This window comes from Kribbella solani (assembly GCF_014205295.1).
In the GTDB taxonomy this organism is placed as follows: domain Bacteria; phylum Actinomycetota; class Actinomycetes; order Propionibacteriales; family Kribbellaceae; genus Kribbella; species Kribbella solani.
In genome coordinates, this window is the sequence record NZ_JACHNF010000001.1 from 4,128,975 (window position 1) to 4,148,481 (window position 19,507).

20 protein-coding genes are annotated in these 19,507 nt (G+C 67.4%); 8 read left to right on the plus strand and 12 right to left on the minus strand.

The features are described 5' to 3' along the window. The first annotated feature begins 19 nt into the window (after nucleotides 1-19). On the plus strand, nucleotides 20-493 hold the full coding sequence (locus tag HDA44_RS18730) for a cupredoxin domain-containing protein (protein WP_184836185.1): 474 nt from the start codon (nucleotides 20-22) through the stop codon (nucleotides 491-493). Continuing rightward, nucleotides 490-1,818, plus strand: coding sequence for a hypothetical protein (locus HDA44_RS18735; RefSeq protein ID WP_184836187.1), 1,329 nt, complete (start codon nucleotides 490-492; stop codon nucleotides 1,816-1,818). Before HDA44_RS18730 ends, HDA44_RS18735 begins: the two co-directional genes overlap by 4 nt. On the opposite strand, the gene HDA44_RS18740 is transcribed toward HDA44_RS18735, so the two are convergent. The 5 genes from HDA44_RS18740 to HDA44_RS18760 form a co-directional block, all read right to left on the minus strand. Continuing rightward, nucleotides 1,798-3,021, minus strand: a complete 1,224-nt coding sequence (locus tag HDA44_RS18740; RefSeq protein WP_337906118.1) for a glycosyltransferase 87 family protein — start codon at nucleotides 3,019-3,021, stop codon at nucleotides 1,798-1,800. The two genes, HDA44_RS18735 and HDA44_RS18740, sit on opposite strands and share 21 nt — an antisense overlap. After that, nucleotides 3,018-3,689, minus strand: a complete 672-nt coding sequence (locus tag HDA44_RS18745; protein WP_184836189.1) for an HAD family hydrolase — start codon at nucleotides 3,687-3,689, stop codon at nucleotides 3,018-3,020. Before HDA44_RS18745 ends, HDA44_RS18740 begins: the two co-directional genes overlap by 4 nt. A gap of 89 nt (nucleotides 3,690-3,778) precedes the next feature. Beyond that, nucleotides 3,779-4,573: a DUF4097 family beta strand repeat-containing protein gene (locus tag HDA44_RS18750; protein WP_184836191.1), complete on the minus strand. Its 795-nt coding sequence runs from the start codon at nucleotides 4,571-4,573 to the stop codon at nucleotides 3,779-3,781. A gap of 128 nt (nucleotides 4,574-4,701) precedes the next feature. Next, nucleotides 4,702-6,000 (minus strand): CpaE/TadZ family protein, encoded by a 1,299-nt coding sequence (locus HDA44_RS18755; RefSeq protein ID WP_184836193.1) that lies wholly within the window; start codon nucleotides 5,998-6,000, stop codon nucleotides 4,702-4,704. Then, a complete protein-coding gene (locus HDA44_RS18760; protein WP_202887424.1) occupies nucleotides 6,000-6,695 on the minus strand; it encodes a CpaB family protein in 696 nt (231 codons plus the stop codon). Before HDA44_RS18760 ends, HDA44_RS18755 begins: the two co-directional genes overlap by 1 nt. A gap of 131 nt (nucleotides 6,696-6,826) precedes the next feature. Here HDA44_RS18760 and HDA44_RS18765 point away from each other — a divergent pair, with 131 nt between their 5' ends. Then, nucleotides 6,827-7,075, plus strand: coding sequence for a helix-turn-helix domain-containing protein (locus HDA44_RS18765; protein WP_184836195.1), 249 nt, complete (start codon nucleotides 6,827-6,829; stop codon nucleotides 7,073-7,075). Nucleotides 7,076-7,191: 116 nt separating this feature from the next. Here HDA44_RS18765 and HDA44_RS18770 read toward each other — a convergent pair whose 3' ends face one another. Further along, a complete protein-coding gene (locus tag HDA44_RS18770; protein ID WP_184836197.1) occupies nucleotides 7,192-7,740 on the minus strand; it encodes a hypothetical protein in 549 nt (182 codons plus the stop codon). Between the two features lie 170 nt (nucleotides 7,741-7,910). Between HDA44_RS18770 and HDA44_RS36730 the strand changes: the two genes are divergently transcribed. The 3 genes from HDA44_RS36730 to HDA44_RS18785 all read left to right on the plus strand — a co-directional run bounded on the left by HDA44_RS36730 (nucleotide 7,911) and on the right by HDA44_RS18785 (nucleotide 11,301). Further along, on the plus strand, nucleotides 7,911-9,248 hold the full coding sequence (locus HDA44_RS36730) for a LysM peptidoglycan-binding domain-containing protein (protein WP_202887426.1): 1,338 nt from the start codon (nucleotides 7,911-7,913) through the stop codon (nucleotides 9,246-9,248). A 1-nt stretch (nucleotide 9,249) separates the two neighbouring features. Beyond that, nucleotides 9,250-10,161 (plus strand): Rv3235 family protein, encoded by a 912-nt coding sequence (locus tag HDA44_RS18780; protein ID WP_184836199.1) that lies wholly within the window; start codon nucleotides 9,250-9,252, stop codon nucleotides 10,159-10,161. A gap of 195 nt (nucleotides 10,162-10,356) precedes the next feature. Then, entirely contained in the window at nucleotides 10,357-11,301 is a 945-nt protein-coding gene (locus HDA44_RS18785; protein ID WP_337906124.1) for a VanW family protein, read from the plus strand. Nucleotide 11,302: 1 nt separating this feature from the next. Here the strand turns inward: HDA44_RS18785 and HDA44_RS37335 are convergent, their stop codons facing one another. Then, on the minus strand, nucleotides 11,303-11,710 hold the full coding sequence (locus HDA44_RS37335; protein WP_184836201.1) for a cupin domain-containing protein: 408 nt from the start codon (nucleotides 11,708-11,710) through the stop codon (nucleotides 11,303-11,305). Between the two features lie 88 nt (nucleotides 11,711-11,798). On the opposite strand from HDA44_RS37335, the gene HDA44_RS18795 reads away from it, so the two are divergent. Then, entirely contained in the window at nucleotides 11,799-12,506 is a 708-nt protein-coding gene (locus HDA44_RS18795) for a helix-turn-helix domain-containing protein (RefSeq protein WP_337906126.1), read from the plus strand. Between the two features lie 43 nt (nucleotides 12,507-12,549). After that, complete coding sequence (locus HDA44_RS18800) at nucleotides 12,550-13,578, plus strand: aminoglycoside phosphotransferase/kinase family protein (RefSeq protein WP_184836203.1); 1,029 nt, start codon at nucleotides 12,550-12,552, stop codon at nucleotides 13,576-13,578. Here the strand turns inward: HDA44_RS18800 and HDA44_RS18805 are convergent. The 5 genes from HDA44_RS18805 to HDA44_RS18825 are packed head-to-tail and all read right to left on the minus strand — an operon-like array spanning nucleotide 13,559 to nucleotide 19,507. Next, nucleotides 13,559-15,454 carry a hypothetical protein gene (locus tag HDA44_RS18805; RefSeq protein WP_184836205.1) on the minus strand — a complete coding sequence of 632 codons (1,896 nt, stop codon included), beginning with the start codon at nucleotides 15,452-15,454 and terminating at the stop codon, nucleotides 13,559-13,561. The two genes, HDA44_RS18800 and HDA44_RS18805, sit on opposite strands and share 20 nt — an antisense overlap. A 3-nt stretch (nucleotides 15,455-15,457) precedes the next feature. Then, nucleotides 15,458-16,516 (minus strand): glycoside hydrolase family 130 protein, encoded by a 1,059-nt coding sequence (locus HDA44_RS18810; protein WP_337906128.1) that lies wholly within the window; start codon nucleotides 16,514-16,516, stop codon nucleotides 15,458-15,460. A gap of 17 nt (nucleotides 16,517-16,533) precedes the next feature. Continuing rightward, a complete protein-coding gene (locus HDA44_RS18815) occupies nucleotides 16,534-17,352 on the minus strand; it encodes an ABC transporter permease subunit (protein ID WP_184836207.1) in 819 nt (272 codons plus the stop codon). After that, entirely contained in the window at nucleotides 17,349-18,245 is an 897-nt protein-coding gene (locus tag HDA44_RS18820; protein ID WP_184836209.1) for a carbohydrate ABC transporter permease, read from the minus strand. The genes HDA44_RS18815 and HDA44_RS18820 overlap by 4 nt, the downstream gene beginning before the upstream one ends. After that, nucleotides 18,242-19,507 carry an extracellular solute-binding protein gene (locus HDA44_RS18825; protein WP_184836211.1) on the minus strand — a complete coding sequence of 422 codons (1,266 nt, stop codon included), beginning with the start codon at nucleotides 19,505-19,507 and terminating at the stop codon, nucleotides 18,242-18,244. Before HDA44_RS18825 ends, HDA44_RS18820 begins: the two co-directional genes overlap by 4 nt.

Sequence of the window (19,507 nt, forward strand, 5' to 3'; positions counted from 1 at the left end):
TTGAAAGGCTTCTGGACCGATGCGTTCGACGCTGACCCGCGGTGCTGCCACCGCTCTCCTGCCCACCCTCGGCATGCTGGTCCTGGCCGGCTGTGGTGGAGGCGACTCCAGCAGCGGCTCGGACAGCCCGTCGCCGGTTCCGGGGTCGCCGTTCGTCACCCCGCCGCCGAGCAGCCCGGCGCCGAGCTCCGGTGCCCCGTCGAGCAGCGGCACGCCGGGGGCCGAGCAGGCCGACGTGAAGATCGACATCACGGTTGCCAACGGCAAGGTCAACCCGAGCGGCGCGACCATCAAGGTCAAGGCCGGCCAGACCGTCCTCGTCACCGCCATCAGCGACGCCGACGAGGAGCTGCACATCCACGGCTACGACAAGGAGCTGGAGCTCACCCCGGGCAAGTCCGCGTCGGTGAAGTTCACCGCGAACATGAAGGGCACCTTCGAGGTCGAGACCCACAAGAGCGCGAAGCTGGTCGCCAAGCTCGTCGTCTCATGATGCCCTTGCTCTTGCCGCTGCACGGCATCGGCGGGCGCCAGGACCTGCCGGTTCCGTTCGGGCTGGCAGTCGGGGGCGCGGCGGTCGCGGTCACGCTGTCGTTCGTCATTCTCGGGCTGGCCTGGCGGAGCCCCAAGTACCGGGGCAACGCGTCCGGGAAGCCGTTGCCTGCCGCAATCACCCGCACCGTCGAAGCGTCCTGGTTCCGCTGGCTGGTCCGGCTGATCGGGCTGGCGATCTTCCTGTACGCGATGGTGTCGCTGCTGTTCGGCGTCGACCGCCTGACGAACCCGATCTTCGGCTTCATCTACATCCTGGTCTGGGTCGGCCTGGTACCGATCTCGATCCTGCTCGGCCCGGTCTGGCGGACGCTCAACCCGCTGCGGACCATCCACTTGTTGCTGTCCAAGCTGCTCCGCCAGTCACCCTCGAAGGGCCTGCTGGAGCTACCGGCCTGGGCAGGCATGTGGCCGGCCGCACTGGGCATCTTCGCGTTCACCTGGCTGGAGCTGGTCGCGCCTGACCGAGCCACCATTCCAGTACTACAGGCGTGGATCGCGCTGTACGTCGTGATCACGCTCTTCGGCGCGATCCTGTTCGGCGACCGCTGGTTCTCCCAGGGCGATCCGTTCGAGGTGTACGCCACGCTGATGTCGCGCCTGTCCCCATGGGGTCGTCGTACGGACGGTGCGCTGGTCGTACGCCGCCCCCTGGAGAACCTGGACGGGCTGAAACCGCAGCCTGGCCTCGTCGGTATGGTCGCCGCACTACTCGGCTCCACGGCGTACGACGGGTTCTCCAACTCGTCGGCCTGGATCGGCTGGGCGCAGAACCAGGACATCTCGATGACCTGGCTCGGTACGGGTGCACTGATCCTGTTCATCCTGGTTGTCCTACTGACGTACTCCGGTGCCACTGTGCTTGCAGGGCGCCTGTCGGACAGCTCCAGGACGTCACTACCGGGCCTGTTCGCGCACTCCGTCGTACCCATCGCCTTCGGGTACGTGGTGGCGCATTACCTGACGCTGTTCATTCTGGAAGGCCAGCGGACGCTGATCTACCTGAGTGACCCACTGAGCAACGGCGCCAACGTCTTCGGCACCGGACTGCTCGCGGTGAACACCGGTATCACCAACCACAGCACGGCGATCTCGGTCATGCAGGTGCTTGCTGTGGTCTGCGGTCACCTACTAGGGGTCATTTCCGCCCACGACCGCGCCGTAGCGCTCTTCCCACGCGCCAGAGCGCTGGCCGGCCAGCTCCCACTGCTAGTGGTAATGGTCGGCTACACCTGTGGCGGACTGCTATTGCTGTTCTCCAGCTGATGCTTTGGGCAGGCTGCGGCTGGTGATCGCAAGCAGGATGAAGGCGATCATGCCGACGATCAGATGCGAGTTGCCGGGGATGGCCTGCCAGAACGACCAGTCCAGCTCGCGGTCATCCCGGAACGGCACCCACCAGATCGAACGCAGTACGAACAGGCCGTAGAACAGCACACCCACGGCCACTGCCGGGTTCAGTCCCCAGACCCGGTTGATGCCGCGGATCAGGCTGACACCGAGCGGGATGATCCACACCCAGTGGTGACTCCAGGAGATCGGTGACGCGTACAGCACGGCCAGCGCCATTACGGAGATCGCCGTGACGCGCTCGTCCGCGAGCCAGTACCGCCGGGCCAGCCAGAGCACCAGCAGACCGAACACCGCCGACAGCAGGAACCAGGTCGGCTGCACCCAGCCGGCATCGTTCCCGATCCGGTGCAGGAACCCGTTGAACGACTGGTTCCCGGTGTACGCGATGCCGCCGACCCGGTTCGCGTCGAGGATCACGTCCGTCCAGTACCGCCACGACTGATGTGGAACGATCGCGAACCCGACCGCCATCGTCGCCAGCAGCCCGAACATGGCGTTGCGCAGCGCCCGCCACTGCTTCGTCACCACCAGCAGCGCCAGGAACGGCAGCGGAGTGAGCTTGACGCCGATCGTCACACCGAGCCAGAAGCCGCGCAGCCGGGCGTTGTTCGGCCGGACCAGGTCCAGCAGGATCATCGCGGTCAGCAACAGGTTGATCTGACCGAACTGGATCGTCTGCCAGACCGGCTCGAGCAGCAGCGAAAGTACGGTCAGCGCGACCAGTACCGCCGTACGCTTCCGCTGGCTGATGAACGACCAGAACGTCTTCGGCAGGCTGGTCCGCCAGAGCGCGGTGATGCACAGCACCGAAATCGTCGTCCAGGTCACCAACGCGACCCCCCACGGCACAGCGGCCAGTGGGACCATCGCGATCGCCGCGAACGGCGGGTAGGTGAACGGGAGACCCGAGCCGGGCAGCTTCGCGTCGTACAGCGCCTGGCCGTGCAGCAGCACCGAGCCGCCCATCCGGTACACGCGCAGGTCGATCATGCCGCCGTACAGATGGCCGGCCCAGGCACCAAGGGCCACCAGAACCGCGCAGGCGGCGACCGTGATGGCGACGCGGCGGCGGCCGTCCGAACGAGCTGGGGAAGAGGCGGGGGTGGTCACGGTCACGACAGGTCGGCTCCGAACAGGGTTTCCAGGGCTCGCTGAGTCTCGTCGTGCGACGTGTGCAGCAGCGCGGTCATGCCGACGGCACGGGCACCGTCGACGTTGAGTTGCAGGTCGTCGATGAAGACGCACTCGGCGGGCTCGAGGTTCAGCCGGCCGGCCGCGAGCCGGAAAATCTCCGGCTCGGGTTTCCGCAGGCCGACCTCGCCGGAGATGACGATGTCGTCGAACATCCCCGCCCAGGTGTCGCGCGGGTAGGTGTTTCCCCAGGAGTTCGACAGCAGGGCGGTACGGATGCCCCGCTGGTTGATCCGGCGGACCAGCGCGGCCATCGCCGGCTGGTGCTCGAAGTGCGCGAACATCCGCTCGATCAGGCCCTCCGCCGGCACCGGCGTACCGTCCGGCCGGACCAGCATCGCGGCCAGTTTCCGCTCGAAGTCCGGGACCGCGAGCTGACCACGCTCGAGCGCGTGCACCGGGTTCAGCTCGGCCTCGGCGGCGGTGGCCCCGGGCGTGTTCGAGGGCAGCCAGTTGAGCACCGCCCGCAGGTACGAATCGAAGTCGAAACCGTCCAGTTCCGCCCAGCGGCGCAGCGCCGGTTCCAGGCCTGAGGTGAGTACGCCGCCCCAGTCCACCAGCAGACCACGCGGCTGCGTCCGTACCTCGACCATGCCCGCAAGCCTACTCAGGCCACCGGCACGCTCACCCTGCCGGTCCTGCCGGTCACTCGGTGTGGGGCTCGCCGGGATCGCGCCGTGGTTCAGTGGTTGTATTCGATCCTGACGTCGCCGGACGATGTCTTCGCCTGGATCGTCCGGGTCGCGTTCGGGTCGGTCTTCACCGTCGCGGACTCGTCGCCGGAGGAGGTCTTGGTGTCCACCTTGTACGCCTCGTCACCGGACGGAATCCGGATCGCCACGTCACCGGAGCTCGACTTCGCCTCCACCGACTGCGGAGCGACGGTGAAATCGAGGCTCGAGCTGCCGGAACTGCTGCGCGCCGTCACGGAGGTCGAGGTCAGCGCGTCACCGGTGATGCCGCCGGAGCTGGACTCCATCACCAGCGGGCCGCCGACATCGTGCGCGTCGATGTCACCGGAGCTGGTCTTCAGGTTCGCCCCGCTCGGGAACCCGGTGACGGTCAGGTCGCCGCTGCTGTTCTCCACGGTCAGCTTCACGTTCCGCGGCACGGTCAGCACGTAGCTGGTCTTGCAGCCGAAGGACAGGAACCCACAGCCGCCCGCGTCCAGATTGAGCTGGCCGTCGTCCGGGTCGAACTTCTCCTTCGGGTCCGAACCGAACACGTTCCGCTGGAACTGGCGCTCGACCCGCACCTCCGATCCGTCCCCGGGGCGTAGCTCGACTGCCGCCGAACCGCCCTTCACCAGCAGTACGTCGCCTTGCAACTGGTACGAGTCCTGACTGGTCTTCGTACCGTCGGTGAGTCCGGTCAGCGCCCAGTACGCCGCGCCGAGAATCAGGGCGACCGAAATGGCAATCCCGTACCGCCGCTGAGAGGTCATCGAACTCACCGGACGGTCCTGAACATCGGACATGACGCTCCTCAGCTACGGGACGAAGGTGATTCCACCCTGACACAACCAACCCGCCCTGTCGGCCGGGATAACCCCGGCCGCAACCCTGATTCCGCCATCGCACACCCCCGTCCGCCGCTTGCCTCGTCCTAGGTAGCTACTGCTGCGACGTCTACTGCTGTGACGTCCTTGGCGACTGAAGCGGCCAGTTGCTGGAAGGACTTGCGGAGCTTGCTCGACTTGGCTGCCTCGGACAGGCTGCGACCGTGCGTCATCGCCGCATCCACCGCACTCTGGTCAAACGGCAGCAACGCTGCCAGCTCAACCCCCGCGTACTGCGCCAGCGCCGCGCCGGCAGCCTCCCGGGGCGACCCACCGAGCGCACCAGAACGCACCCGGTTCATCACCACCCGGATCGCCGCCGACGGAACCACCGCGCGCAACTCGTGAATCGCCCGGATCACCCGCGTCAACCCGACCGGATCAGCCGTGCCGACCACGATCACCTCATCGGCCTCCTCGAGCGTCACCACGGTCGCGCCGTTCCGCCGCGGCGCGAGCGAGTCGAACGAGATCTCCTCGTCCGTCTCGATACAGAACGAGACATCCACCACCGTGCATGGTGCCAGCTGCCGCGCCGTCGACCAGATCGTCTCGACCGCGGCCGGACGCAACTCCGTCCACCGATCCGCCCGGCTCAGCCCAGTCAGTACGAGCAGCCCCGGCTCCACCTGCCGGGCGTGCTTGGCGAGCATGATCAGATCCAGCGAACCGTTCGACGCCGAGCGCGCCGCGGCCGCCAGACCGGAGGTTTCGTCGAGCATCCCCAGCATTTGCGCGACAGTCCCGCCGTACACATCCGCGTCCGCGAGCAAGGTCGGTACGCCCTTCGCGGCCAGCTCGTACGCCAGGTTCACCGCGACCGTCGACCGCCCCGGCGCCCCGGTCGGCCCCCACACCGCGATCAGCCGGCCGGTCCCCGGCTGGAACCCGGCCGGCTCGAGCGGGGGCGCGATCGGCGAGTCGGGGGACAGCGGCACGAAGCCGCCGCCGAAATGCGACGCGGACATCGGCGGCCCGGCCTCCACCGCCTCGGTCACCGCCCGGGCCAGGTCACTCGGACTAACATCCGCCGGCAGGATCCGCTCGATCCCCATCCGGCTGAGCCGATCCTCCGGCCCGAACGGCGCGCCGGTCTCGGTCGGATCGACCAGTGCCAGCACCGTGATCCCGCGAGCATGCAGCGCGGCAACCGCGTCCCCCGACAACCGCGGCAGCGCATCGGCCAGCAGCACCGCACGCGCCTGACCACTGACCGCCGCCGCCATCACGTCAGCGATGTCGACGCAGCGGCGAACGACTCTGATCCCCGGAGCGCGCTCGGTCCGCTGTACGACATCCGCTTCCCAGGGCGCACCGGTCACGGCCAGGAGCACCGGCGTGGACATCAGCCGGCCTTCCGTACCAGGGTCGGCTCACCCGTACTCAGAGCAGTCAGCGCGGTTGGGATCCGCGTCAAGTCGGTCGAGGCGAGCCCGATCAGCACCTGCCGCCGCGCCGAACTGCCCGAGACTCCCTTCACCGAGTCGACCTGCAACACCCGGACGCCGTTCCACAGCGGCTTCGCGGACTCGCCTTCACTCTTCGGCACCACCCACACGTCCACCACATCGCCGATCGCGACATCCGACGGCAGCCGGCCGGTCGCGACTGACAGCGGCAGCTCGGTCCGGCCCTGATCGGCCTTCGGCACGGCAGCGTCCCTCGGCACGAACTCCCCCGCGCCGATCGCCCGGCCCACCACCAGACCCTTCAAGTCGGCCTCCGCCGCCACGTACCGCTCCGCGTCGCCGCCGCTGGTGAAGCGCACCCGCACCGTGGTCAGGTCGTCGGTCGTCAACGGCATCCCGACCTTCAGCTCGTGTTTCGCCGCCCAGATCGCGGTCGTGTCATCGGCCGCGGAGAGCAGTTTGGCCCCGGCCAGCGCGGTGACCGCGACGAGCAGCACGCCGAGTACCAGCCGGCCGTCCTTCCAGCGGGCCTTCCGGTTCCGCTGCGCCGGGGCTGACGGCGCCCCGAACCCGCTCCGCACGGCTGTCTCGACCACTTCGTCTCCCCAGTCAGTCGTTCGCTCGTCGGCCATTCTGCCTGGATCGCGAACATTGTGTGAGCGTTCGTCCACAGACAGTCACCCCGGCTGGGGACAACCGCGCTCATCCGGCGGCGAACCATGGCAAACTGAAGCAACCAGCCATCACCGGAAGGAGCAGGACGATGCCAGGTCCCCGATTCCTGCAGCTCGCGGACGTCGCCGAGGTACTGAACATCTCCGCGAACCAGGTGTACGCGCTGGTCCGCCGGGGCGACATCCCCGCGGTGAAGATCGGCGGCCGGGGCCAATGGCGAGTCGAATCCACCGAGCTCGAGAAGTACATCGAACGGCTGTACACCGAAACCAAAGAGTTCATCGACACCCACCCCTTCGGCGAAGACGCGGACTCCACGGAATCCGCCCACCTCTAGACCGGCCCTCCTCAGCTGGAGGGTTGCCCCTTCATCTGGTGCGTTGCCCCGTGGATATTCGAGGGGGCAACCCTCCGCTTCGACGGGCAACCTCTGGCGGGGCGGGGCGGATCGGGTCAGCGGCGGCGGAGGGCTCGTAGGGCCTGGGTGGGGACGAGCCGCACGTTGTAGACCTCGGTCCGGCGGCGCGGCGTGTCCAGCGGGTGCTCGGCGAGCTCCAGAAAGTCCGCGCCGACCCGATCGACCGTCCCGGTAACCGGCCCGCCACCACTGCAGAACAGCGTGACCGGCGACCGGTCCCGCGCGATCCCGCGCAGCAGATGCGCGAGCCCGAGCTTGCCCTCGACGGCTCCCACGGCCGGCTCCGCCCACGGCCCCAACCGATGCACGGCCACCAGCGCATCAACCGGCACCAACCACTCCTCGGACCACTCCGTCTCGAGCAGCAGACAGTCCTTCCCCACCCGGGTCAGCACGCCGCGTACGGGCTCCGCGTCCTGCACCTCGATCCGGACCACCGTGCCCACCGCCCCACGCAACCGGTCGAGCACGGTGATCTTGCCGACCTCGGCGCGAATCCGGTCGGCCACCTCGCCGTACAGCTCGGCGTCCTGAAGCGCCTCGAACTGTGACTCCAGGTCCGCGAACAACGCATCCCACCGCATGCCCGCGAACCTACCCGCCGGCAGCCCCCGGCGCGCCGCCGACTCGTCACTCTCCGCAGGCGGAACCCACGCTGCGTACACCAAGGACTTGCAGACGCGGCCCAGAACCGGTCTATAGTGGTCAAGCCAACGCAAACTAAAGCAAACTCATAGATCAGGGGTCAAGTGGGATGAAAACGATGATCCGGCTACTGAAGGGCACCATCGCGGTACTGGCCCTGGCCGCCGTCGCCGTCCTGCTGCGCTGGATCACCGCCGGGTCAATCACCGGCGTCCGCACGTACGACCTGGACTCGCTGACCGTGCTGGCGGTCAGCGCGGTCGCCTGGATCGCGTACGCGTGGCTCGTCCTCGCGGTCCTCGCGACGGCCCTGGAACAACTCCCCGGCATCGCGGGCGCGCTGGCTGGCGCACTGGCCGGCCGCATCACCACAGGCACCGCCCGCACCCTGCTCCGCTCCGGCCTCGGCGTCGCCGCCGTAACTCCCCTCACCATCACCGGCGCCCACGCCAGTCCCACCCCCATCCACTCCCAGTCAGTGGAACCGCCTTCCACTCTGAAACTCGCCTGGGCCCCAACCAGCCGTACGAGCGACCACCCCGGCAGCACAAACGACACCGCAGCCTTCCGCGCCACCGAACCGCCGTCCACCGTCAAGCTCGGCGCCGCCCACGTCCCCGAGCCGAACAACCCCACCTGGGGCCCTACCGAGCCCCCCTCGACCATCCGCCTCACCGAATCACGCCCCACCCCTCACGCCCAGCGCACCCAGCCAGCACACCCAAACATCACCGACCCAAGGCAGCCGGATGCCGCCGGCTCAGGGCAGCCGGATGCCGCCGGCTCGGGGCAGGCGGATGCAGCCGGTCCGGGGCAGGCGGATGCGGCTGGCTCGGGGCAGTTGGTCGAGCGGCGGGTGGGTGGTGCGGGGCGGCTGGACGCTCCCACTCGCCGCACCGGCCCGGGCGCACCCGGCACCCCTGGCCGTGGCTCGACGCCTGGTCACGGTGCGGTGGGTGGGAGGCCAACATCCGCGAACCATCCAGCCGGCAAGCGGCCGACCGAAGACCACCCCGGTGGTACGCGGCAAACGGCGGATCAGCCGACTCGTACGCGGCCAACGGCGGATGAGCCGGCCAGTGAGCGGCCAGTGGATCGGCGGCTGCGGATTGGGGTGCCGGATCGGCCTACTGCTGGAGCGCCAACCAGGTACACGGATGTGCGGGCTGCGACTGCCATTCGAGTAGTAGTACGCGCCGGGGACTCGTTGTGGAGTCTGGCAGCGCGCGAGCTCGGTACGGGTGCCACAGACGCCACCATCGCGACCCGCTGGCTGGACTGGTACGCGGCGAACCGCCAGGCAATCGGGCACAACCCGAACCTCCTCGTCCCCGGGCAGGTGCTGCAAGTACCGCAGAAGCACGGCGGCGGACTGCCGTCCACCGGTGGCAATCACCTGCCACCGACTCAAGGCGACCATCTCCCGCCGACTCACCAGGAGAACTGACATGAGCCGGAACCTCCGCGCGGACGATCTCCAACACGACGGCACAACAAACCAGACCAACCGGACTGACCAGGCCAGCCCGACCAGCCCGACCAGCCCGACGAAGGAGAATCTGATGCGTTCCAACGCGGCACCAGACGACCACGCCGACTCTCCCGTCGACGACCTCACCCCGGACGAGACAGTCCCGCGTACTGCCGCCGGTGCGATTCGTGCGGTTGATCCGCCCGGTAGCTCAGCGGGAGACGGAGCGGCAGGGACGGCTGCCGGGCGGTACGGCGGTGAGCTGACCGAAGAGGCACTGACGTCACGGCTCGAGGTCGTCAGGCGGTTGGGAATTGGCCCAGCAGATGCGGCGCAGGCAAGGGCGAGCAGACCGCCCAGGTCGCGGGTCGGCAAGGGTGCGCAGCCCCAGGGCACTGGAGAGGTAGTTGCTGACGGGAGTACCACTGGCACCGAGCAGGTCGCCGGTACCAGGCCGGCAGCACGTACCGGGCAGTTCGCGGGCGCCGGGCAGCTCGCGGGCGTCGGGCAGGCTGTTCGTACGGGTGGGGGTGCTGGTGGGCTGCAGGTTCGGGTGCCGGCGGCTCGGGTTTGGGGGGCTCGGTTGGCTCAGGCTGTTTCGGAGGTGCTCGCCGGGGATCGGCCGATTTCACAGCTGGTTCGGTTCGTGGACGAGTCGGTGTTCGCGGACGTCAATCGGCGCGTGCGGCTGCTTGGGATGACCTCGACGGCTGGGAGCCGGAGCGCCAAGGAGAAGAGCACGGTGCGGTCGGTGCGTGTCTTCATGCCCGAACCGACGATCGCCGAAGTGGCGGCGCACGTACGCCACGGCGAGCGGTCACGGGCCATCGCCCTCCGGATGGAGGTCCGCCGAAACCGCTGGGTGTGTACGGCTCTCGAGCTCGGCTGAGAGCTGCACGACGACCGGTGACGTACGACGACCGGTGAGGTACGGCGGCGGGTGGGGATGTATTGGGGGTGGATCGAACTCTTTGGGGCAGGTGGGCGTCTTAGGGAGCGCAATGTGATCGTGCTGTTGCTGTCATGTGGTTGGGGCGGCTGCGGCGTACCGTGACCGGAGTTGCTCTTCTTTTTCGGGGGAATCGTGGCTGAGGTGAGTGTGCGGGACGAGCTGGTGGGGGCGCCGGCGGGTGGTTGGCAGGTGGGGGTCGAGGAGCTGAGCGCGGCGGAGCGGGCTCGGGTGTTGCCGGCGGCTCGGCGGCGGCGCTGGAGTGAGCGGGTCCCGTTGGCGTACCCGTTGGCGGTGCGCTACCACCGAGGGCTGAAGCGGATCGAGTGGATGCGGTCCAGCACGGCGTACGCGGGTACGCGGCAGGCCGATGCGCTTCCGGTGCGGATCAAGCGACACAAGTCGTTGCTGTTGCGGCAGCTCGGGGAGACCGAGATGTGGATGCAGCACAACAAGGTGACCAACCTGAAGCTCGCCTGCGGTCAGGTGGACGGGCTGCTGATCCGGCCGGGTGAGACGTTCTCGTTCAACAAGGTGGTCGGGAACGCGACGCGCCGCAAGGGGTACCTGAAGGGGATGCGCCTGTCGAACGGACAGGCCAAGCCGGGGATCGGCGGCGGCATCTGTCAGCTCGCCAATCTCCTGCACTGGATGGTGTTGCACTCGCCGTTGACTGTCACGCAGCGGTCGACGCACAGCTTCGACCCGTTCCCCGACAACGGGCGGGTGCTGCCGTGGGGTGTCGGGTGCAGCATCGTCTACAACTACGTGGATCTACAGTTCCGCAACGACACCGACCAGATGTTCCAGTTGCGGGTGGACGTCGGCGAGCGGTACTTGGAGGGCGAGATCCTCGCGGATGTACCGGCCGAGTCGTCGTACCGCGTGTTCGCGAAGGACGAGCGGTTCTTGCGGGCCGGGTCCGACTACTTCCGCCGGAACGAGATCTGGCGGACCGTGATCGACCGGCGTACGGGCAGCGCACTCCGCGACGAACTGGTCCGAGAGAACGTTGCCTTGGTCAAGTACGTGCCGCTCGACGTACCCGTACACAACGTGATCCTGCCGAAAACCTTCTGACCTAACCGAGCAACGTCGCCCCGTACTTCTCGAACAGAGCCGCCACGTCCCCGGAGAAGCCACCGTGCAGCTCCGCCAGCATTGCCTGGGTGGTCGCGGACATGACCAGGACGTACCGGGCCGGCTCTTCGGACGGGTTGCCGAACGTGTGCGGCACACCCTGCGGTCCCACGATCCCCGAGCCGGCCGGTACGTCGTAGAACTCCCCGTCTATGTTCAGCCGAAGCGTTCCGGACAGGACGTACCACGCCTCGTCCTCCGTGTGGTGAACGTGCAGCGGCGCCTGCCAGGCGACTTCGTCGGTGGTTCGGCCGGCAGCCTCCCACTCAGCTAGTACCAGGCCGGAGCCCTCGGGCGCGATTGTCCGGCCTAGCAGTGGTACGGCGGACAGGTCGGTGCGACGCGGCACTGGGATCTCCTCCTCGTGGCGGTTCCACCATCGTCACTGGGATGAGCTGTGCGCGCAAACTGTCGGTGGGGGGTTGCACACTGGGTGGGTGGATGAGGTTGTTGAGCCGTATCGGGAGTGGGGCGCGCTGGTGCCCGGGGCTGAGGTGTGGACTCGGACTGCTGAAGGTGGCGAGTTTCGGATCTTGCCGGACGGGTGCATGGACCTGCTGCTGATGGACGACACCCTGTACGTTGCCGGGCCGGACAGTCGTGCTTGGACGGGGGAAGCGCCACGTGGGACGAGGTATGCGGGTATCCGCTTCGCGCCCGGTGCGGCGGCTGCGTTCCTCGGGGTGCCGGCGCGTGAGCTGCTGAACCAGCGGGTGTTGCTCGCCGACCTGTGGTCACCGAACCGGAGCAGACGGTTAGCGGACCGCATCCGCTTGGCAGCACACCCGGCAACTGCGCTGGACCAGGAGGTGGCGAACTTGGTTGAAGCGCCGCCGGACAGGTTGATCAGCCAGGTGCTGCGCAGCGTACGCGGCGGACTGCTCCGTGGTAGCGCCGGCGTGTCCCGCCTGGCCGGTGCGGTCGATCTGAGTGAGCGCCAATTGCACCGCCGCTGCCTGGATGCCTTTGGGTACGGACCCAAGATGCTTGACCGGGTGCTGTGGATGAACGTCGCACTCAACCACGCCCGTACCGGCCTGGCCCTAGCCGACGTAGCCACCCGCACCGGCTACGCCGATCAGGCCCACTTCACCCGCGACGTAAAAGCCCTGACCGGCCTACCCCCCACCCTCCTCCTGAACTGAACCGCGCTGACCTGAGCTGATCCACATGCCAGCATGACTCGTTATGACCGGTGAGATCAGTACAGCGGTGCTGCGGCACAACCCGCTCAACGCAGTCACCGCCAGCGTCGAACGTGTCACGTACGCGGACGGTCGCACTGCCGTACGCAAGGAACTCCGCGCACCCACAGATACCACCGGTCCGTGGGCGGCGTCGCGCGATCCACGGCACTGGAACTACTGGCGGCGCGAGGTTGAGGTCTATCGGGACGAGGTGCTGCGCGCGGATCTACGGGATGCTGGCTTGCTGCTCCCCCAGGCCGACGTGGAAAAGCAAGCGAACGGTGCTGTCTTGTTGATGGAGGACATCGACGGCACGCCAGGTACCCAGTTCGGGTTGGTAGAGCATGCGGCGGTGGCGCGGGCATGTGGGCGGTGGCAGGCGCGTACGGGTGCCGACCGGTCCTGGACGTCGCGCGGGTTCATCCGCGACTACTCAACGACCCGCGACGCGCCGTGGCACCTGCTGACCGACGACGCTGCCTGGGAGCAGCCGATCATCCAGGAGACCTGGCCTGGGGAGCTGCGTGACGCATGGACACACCTGGTCGCACATCGGGACGACCTACTCGACCTGGTCGCCGGGCTGCCGCGTGCGCGGTGCCATCTCGACTTTTGGGTGTCCAACGTGATCCGGCGACCAACTGGTGAGCTGGCGGTGTTCGACTGGTCGTTCATGGGCGACGGAGCGCTCGGTGAGGACATCGGGAACTACATCCCGGACGCGGTGTTCGACCTGTTCTGGCCGGCCGAACAGATGCCGGAGCTGGCCGACACATGCGTCTCCAACTACCTCGACGGCCTGTACGAGGCGGGCTGGCGTGGTGACGCCGATCAGGTACGGCTCGCGGTGATGGCGTCTGGCGTGAAGTACGCCTGGCTGCTCCCCGGTTTGCTGAGTCGAGCGTCCGATGCGACGCACAGCGCCTACCACCGCGCGGTGGACACCCAGCAACTGTTCCACCAGCGCGGTCAGGCGTTTCTGTTCATCGCCAACTGGTGCGCGGAGGCACTCACTCAAGTACGACGGTGAAGCCACCTGGCTGTACTACCGCCCGCGCCCCATTGCCTTGAGCAACCAGTTTGCCAGAGCTGTCGTACGAGTACGCGTACCTGCCGGGCACGCTGACAGTACGGGCAGACGTGTCAACGCTGACCAGCACTGCGCTGTTGCCGATGCGGAGGCTGCTGATCAGCGGGAGCAGCAGTAGCGCATCCAACTGCGCGGTACCGATCGCCTTGGCCGTGAGGGTGGTCGCGGCGGCCGGCAGCGGAGTGCGAAGGGTGAGTGGTTGCAGCGCCCCTGGGGCCGCGGAGATGCCTTGTGCACCAACGCGGTGATCGAGCGTACCGATTGTTTGATTGTTGATTGTCCACAACGTCCGCGCCGGGGTTTCGGTCAGGTTGACGACCGGCAGTACGAGGCGTGGCTGCGCGGCGGCGGGTACGGTCCAGCTGGCCGAATCGTTCGTGAGCGACAGGTAGGAACCGTTGCTCCACTGGGATTCGCCGGTCCAGGCCGACGGCGGGGTGACGACCTGCCCGCCGCTGGCTGACTCGGCTTCGATGATCCGGAGACCGTCGTACGTCGGGTTTCCGGACAATCGCCGGATGCCGGGGTTGCCGTCGAGGGCAAGCATCGAGAGTTGCCCATGGATGGTGGACTCGGCGCCGGAGTTGTAGTTGACGGTGCCGTCGCCGGAGACGCCGTCGTACGTGCGACCGGTGGCGGGGTCGTACATCTCTTGACCGGCGTGGTTTGCGCCGAAGTACCAGGCCGCGACGAACGCGGCGAGGTGACGCTGGCCAGGGCGGTCGACGGCGAGGAGCGCCTGGAGGCGAGCATCGACACCGTACGCGATCTGCGACCGGTCGATCGGCACCGGCAGCCAGCCGTTGTCGGGTCCACCCGAGGTCAGCAGCAGCGGCGTGAACCCAGCGGTGTCACCAACCGCAGGACCAAGAAGTTGCTTCTGCCCAAGGGCGGATGCGGCAGCGACGAGGGCGGTGGACATCTGGGCGCCCCAAGCGTGCCAGTCGGAGATCGACTCGGCCCATGGCAGCAGCGCGCGGAACGGCCACTCCCGCGTCGATCCCGCGCCCATCCGCGCGATCCCCTCGGCAAACCGTGCCAACGCCCGCCGAGCCCGTCCAGACCCGCCGGCCCGCACGTACGCGGCCAGCCCCAGCACTGCCTCCGACGTAGCGTCCGCACCGTTAACAATCAGCCAAGCAGGCAACCGCCGACCGTCAACGACGTGGTACTCGCCGTACCGCACCAGCACCTGCCGCTCGAGTGCACCGATAGCAAGCTCAAGCCGCTCCCGCAGAAACGCCGCGAACGCCCGGTCCGTGTCACGAAACGCGGCATACCCCTCCCCCAACGCCCAAACAGTCCGAGCCAACCAGTACGACGGCCCGGAGTCAGACGGGTCCGGTAACTCAACCGGCTCGGCACTCGGGTTCAGCGTCCCATCCGGCTGCATCCACAACACGACATTGCCGTTCCGCGACTGCAGAAAGGTCAGCCCGCGCAACAGTCCACGAGCCGCCTCCAACGAACTCCGCTCCCGAAAGAGCCTCCAGTGGCGTACGTACACCACGACCGCCCGCGCAATGTCATCGGCGTTGTAAGCCCCCTGCCCGTACGTGTCAGTCGCAGCGTCGTACGCGCCACCACCAACGCGCTTGTAACCACTGTCCCGCTCCGCGTACGTCCACAACACCCCAACCGGACCCGCGCCGTACGTACTGTGCCCAGCCACCGCGGGCGGACTGACCGAGGCCCGCAGGTAATCGAGATGCGCAAGGTTGGAAAGACGAGTCCCAGCACGGGCGGGGAGCGCGGACGAGGCGGCGACCGGAACCGCGAGGGCGGCGCCGAGGACGGTTCGGCGGGTGGGCTTCATGGGTTACTCCGTTCGATCCAGGCGGGCGACACCGATAGCGGCGTCGGCCATCCCGTAGAACACGTACCGGACGCCGTCGACCTCCTCGATGGCGGTGGGAAATACGACGTTGCCGACCGTTCCGACCTTCTCCTCCTCGGTCTCCGGCACCATCAAGGGCTCGGAGGTACGGGCGATCACCCGCGTGACGTCAGCGGGATCAAGGATCAGCGCCCCAGCCGCGTACCGGACCTTCTGCGTGGTCGGATCGAATCCCGCGGGCTGTTCACCGGTGACGCCGTGATGAATCACCAGCCACCCCTCCGGCACCCGCAGCGGCGCCGGACCGGCACCGATCTTCAACTCCTCGAAGGGGTGCTCCGACATCGCGACCAAGCGGTGCTGCCGCAGATGGACCAGGTTGCGTACGTCGGCCGCAACCTCCGCGACCGGAACGAACGACACCCAGATCCCCGGCCGGTCATCGGTGACCCCGGCCGGCAGGTGCACGCCTTCGCCCTCGCGGAACCAGCCGAGGTCCCACATCGGCCGGTGCAGCATCGCGTACGACGGCTCGCCATCCGGACCGGGCACCGGTTCGGGAAAGAACACCGTGTCCTTGTTCGGAAAGAGATTCAGATCGGTGTCCAGCGAGGGCTGGTACTCGAAGTGCAACGGCCCCAACCGGCGCCACTCGCGCAGGTCGGACGAAACCGCGAGCGCCGGCTTCGGGCCGAGCGGCCCGTACGCGACGTAGGTCATCACATGCAGCCCGAGCGACGGCACGTACGTCACCCGCGGGTCCTCGACGCCGGCGTTGTTCTTGCCCCGTTCCCACCCCTCGTCCGGCGCGAGCACGACCCCTTCGCGGCGTACGCCGGCCGGAACGCCGTCGTCGAGCAGCACCTCCGCCAGGCCGACCCGAGATACGTTGCCGGTAGCAACCAGCCGCGGCAGCAGGTACAACGTTCCGTCGGGAGTGTGCCCGGTGGCCGGGTTCAGCACCCCCTCGGCCTCGAGGTCGTTGCCCGGCTCGGCCGTCATCAGTACGCCGACGCGGGTGAGGGTATAGGGAACAGTCACGGAAAGCCCTTCTGGAATTAGCCTTTGACGCCGGACGACAGGTTGCTGGAAATGAACCGGCGCTGGAAGATCACGAACAATGCGACGGCCGGAGCGGCCAGTACGCACGCCCCGGCGAGGACCGCGCCGAACGGATTCGCTGCCCGCGCCGACACGGTGGTGAGGTAGTTGGACAGCGAGACCGCGAGCGGCTGCAGGTCTTGCTGCTTGGTAATCAGGAACGGCCAGAGGAACTCGTTCCACGGCCCGATGAAAGTCAGCAGTACGCCGGTCAGCAGCGCGGGCCGAACCAGCGGTACGGCGACCCGCCACAGAATGCTCAACTCCGACGCCCCGTCGATCCGGGCCGCGTCGAACAACTCGGCCGGCAACTGCAGGAAGTACTGCCGGAAAACGAACACCGCGGTGGAGTTGATCAGGAACGGCAGAATCATCCCGAGGTACGAGTCGGCCAGCCCGTAACTGCGCACGATCAGCACGTACAGCGGAATCGTCAGCAGCTGAAACGGAACTACTTGGATCAGCAGCATCAAATTGAAGACCAGGCCCCGGCCGCGGAACTGCAGCCGCGCCAGCGCATAGCCCGCGAGTACGCCGAACACCAACGTACCGAGGATGACGCCACCGGTGAAGATGCCCGAATTGATCAGCGACCGGCCGAGGTCGATCGCCTTGTTGATCTCGGCGTAGTTGTGCCCAGTCAGGTTTCCCGGTTGCGGGAACGCGCCGCCGACCGACGGGTCCGGCTCCCTCTGCAGCGAGCCGATCAGCATGTAGTAGAACGGGAACAGGAACACGAAAGCGCCGATCAGCAGCGCGACGAACTTACGCTTCACGAGTCCTCCTTCCCGACGAACTTGCGTTCGATCAAGGCAAGCAACAGGACACCGATCACCAGCAGCACGCCGATCGCGGCGCCGACGTCCGGGTTTCCCTGCTCGATTCCGCGCTGGTACATGATCAGTACCGGCGAGGCGGACGCTCCGTCCGGACCACCGCCTCCGGTCAACAGGTACGGCTCGGTGAAGAGGTTCGCGCCGGTGACCGTCGCCAGCAGTACGACCAGCGTGGTCGCCGGCCGCACCCCCGGCACCGTCACGTTGAGGAACGACTTCCACCGCCCCGCGCCGTCCATCGACGCGGCCTCGTAAAGGTCCTTGGACACGTTCTGCAGCGCGGCCAGGTAAAGCAGGATGAAGAATCCGAGCTGTTTCCAGGTCACGTAGATCGCCACCGTCGGCATCGCCAGTCCCGAGTTCACCAGCCAGGACGGGTCCGGCGCGAGCGGCCCGAGGACGGAATTGACCAGCCCGTTCGAGTTGAACAGGAACAGCCAGACCCCCACGACCGCGACCGCGGCGGTGACGTACGGAACGTAGTACGAAACCCGGAAGAACGTACGCCACCGGATCGCCGCGTTCAGCGCGTTCGCAAGACCCAGCGACAGTACGACCGTCAGCGGAACGTTGATCACCAGGAAAACGAGAACATTCCCGAACGCACGCCGTACGGCCGGATCCGACAACACCGTCACGTAATTGGCGAACCCGACGAACGGCCGATCCACGACCGCGCCCGGCGCCGCGAAGAAGTAGTCGTGGAACGACATGTACACCGCGAACCCGAGCGGATACGCGAACACCGCGGCCAGGAAGACAACGTACGGCGTGACGAACGCGGTCCCGATCGGATGCGCGCCCAGCACCCGGGCCAGCGGTCCACGTCTCATGATTGTTTGACGAGTTCGTCGACCTTCTGGGCGGCGCCGTCGAGGGCCGCGCCGGTGTCCTGCTGCCCGAAGATCACCGATTTCGAGTACGCGTCCCGGAAGGTCTGCCAGATCGTGATCGAGTTCGGTACGTTCGGCACCTCGACCGTACGCGATGCCTGGTTCGCGAAACCCTGGTAATCCGGGTTCTTGGCGAAATAGTCGGCGTACGTGGTCGCGACGTCCTTACGCAACGGCATCTGTCCGGTCGCGGCCAGGAACTTCCCGTCCTGTTCCTTGCTGGTGGCAAACTTCAGTACGTCCGCCGCGGTGCCGCGATTCTTGCAGGCGGAGTACATCGCGACGTTCTTCGCGTCACTGAAGGTGTGGATCTCGTCCGGCGCCTTCCCGGCCGAGGTCGGCACCGGCACGACGCCCCAGTCGACCTTGCCCTGGTACGTCGCGATCGCCCACGGACCGACCACCGCCATCGCGGCCGTACCGTCGACGAACGCGTCCCCGGTGTACTTCTCCGGTGACGCCAGCTTGTCCTGATACATCGTCCGCCAGAAGTCCGCGACCTTCTTACCCTCGTCGCCGGCGAACTGAGCCTTGCCGTCGGCAACCAACTGCTTGCCACCGCTCTCGGCCGCGAACAGTGGGTAGAAGTCGAACCAGGACTGGAAGAACTCGTTGCTCGGCGCCGGATAGATGGCGAACTTCGCCGCCTTCGACGCGACGATCTTGCGCGAGGTCGCGAGGAACTCGTCGTACGTCTTCAGGGACGGATTCGTGATGCCGGCCTTCGCGAAGATCTTCTTGTTGTAGAAGATCATCACCGGGTTGGATTTCCACGGCAGCTGGTAGTACTTCCCGTCCGGCGACTTGTACTGCCGTGCCACCTCGCCGGACCGCTCCTCGATGTAGGACGCGTCCAGCGGCACCAACCCGCCCTGCTTCTGGAACTGCGATACCGAGGCCGGTGACGTGTTGAAGATCAGGCACGGCGCGTTGCCGGCCGTGATCGCGGCCCCGATCACCTCTTCGGACGACTTCCCGGTCGGGATCTCCTGCGCGGTGATCTTCTGGTCCGCGTGCTCGGCGTTCCAGGCCGCGACCATCTGCTTGCCCCAGGCCACTTCTTCGGCGTTGTTCGAGTACCAGATCGTGATCGGCCCGCGGGCCTTCGCGGCGGCGTCGGCGTCACCAGCGCCGCCGCTACCACCACAGGCGGCGAGCGAACCGGCCAGGACAACGGCCAGCAGTCCAGCTTGGAGCTTCAT

Excerpts from the sequence above, each read along its gene's own strand:
- HDA44_RS18730 (WP_184836185.1), top strand. The coding sequence starts at position 20 with ATGCGTTCGACGCTGACCCGCGGTGCTGCCACCGCTCTCCTGCCCACC.
- HDA44_RS18735 (WP_184836187.1), top strand. The coding sequence starts at position 490 with ATGATGCCCTTGCTCTTGCCGCTGCACGGCATCGGCGGGCGCCAGGAC.
- HDA44_RS18745 (WP_184836189.1), bottom strand. The coding sequence starts at position 3,689 with ATGGTCGAGGTACGGACGCAGCCGCGTGGTCTGCTGGTGGACTGGGGC.
- HDA44_RS18750 (WP_184836191.1), bottom strand. The coding sequence starts at position 4,573 with ATGTCCGATGTTCAGGACCGTCCGGTGAGTTCGATGACCTCTCAGCGG.
- HDA44_RS18755 (WP_184836193.1), bottom strand. The coding sequence starts at position 6,000 with ATGTCCACGCCGGTGCTCCTGGCCGTGACCGGTGCGCCCTGGGAAGCG.
- HDA44_RS18760 (WP_202887424.1), bottom strand. The coding sequence starts at position 6,695 with ATGGCCGACGAGCGAACGACTGACTGGGGAGACGAAGTGGTCGAGACA.
- HDA44_RS18765 (WP_184836195.1), top strand. The coding sequence starts at position 6,827 with ATGCCAGGTCCCCGATTCCTGCAGCTCGCGGACGTCGCCGAGGTACTG.
- HDA44_RS18770 (WP_184836197.1), bottom strand. The coding sequence starts at position 7,740 with ATGCGGTGGGATGCGTTGTTCGCGGACCTGGAGTCACAGTTCGAGGCG.
- HDA44_RS36730 (WP_202887426.1), top strand. The coding sequence starts at position 7,911 with ATGAAAACGATGATCCGGCTACTGAAGGGCACCATCGCGGTACTGGCC.
- HDA44_RS18780 (WP_184836199.1), top strand. The coding sequence starts at position 9,250 with ATGAGCCGGAACCTCCGCGCGGACGATCTCCAACACGACGGCACAACA.
- HDA44_RS18800 (WP_184836203.1), top strand. The coding sequence starts at position 12,550 with ATGACCGGTGAGATCAGTACAGCGGTGCTGCGGCACAACCCGCTCAAC.
- HDA44_RS18805 (WP_184836205.1), bottom strand. The coding sequence starts at position 15,454 with ATGAAGCCCACCCGCCGAACCGTCCTCGGCGCCGCCCTCGCGGTTCCG.
- HDA44_RS18820 (WP_184836209.1), bottom strand. The coding sequence starts at position 18,245 with ATGAGACGTGGACCGCTGGCCCGGGTGCTGGGCGCGCATCCGATCGGG.
- HDA44_RS18825 (WP_184836211.1), bottom strand. The coding sequence starts at position 19,507 with ATGAAGCTCCAAGCTGGACTGCTGGCCGTTGTCCTGGCCGGTTCGCTC.